Raw genomic sequence first — 329 nt, forward strand, 5'->3', positions numbered from 1 at the left:
TGGGGCGGTACGCGCTTGAAAAGATATCGAGCGCGCCCCAAGGTTTCCTCACCCGCGTCGGAGACGCGGGAAAGAGCGCAAGAGCATACGGAAGTCTGACAGTGTCCGGCACAACGACGGACGCTGACGCGAAAGCGTGGTCTAGCGAACCAATTAGGCTGCTTGATGCGGCCAATTGCTGACAGAAAAGCTACCTTAGGGATAACAGAGTCGTCACCCGCAAGAGCACATATCGACCGGGTGGCTTGCTACCTCGATGTCGGTTCCCTCCATCCTGCCCGTGCAGAAGCGGGCAAGGGTGAGGTTGTTCGCCTATTAAAGGAGGTCGT

1 rRNA gene is annotated in these 329 nt (G+C 57.8%); it reads left to right on the plus strand.

Annotated features, from left to right (window positions below):
* Positions 1–329: ribosomal RNA gene (locus C492_RS22985) — 23S ribosomal RNA — on the plus strand; the annotation flags it as partial.

Source organism: Natronococcus jeotgali DSM 18795 (assembly GCF_000337695.1).
Lineage (GTDB): Archaea > Halobacteriota > Halobacteria > Halobacteriales > Natrialbaceae > Natronococcus > Natronococcus jeotgali.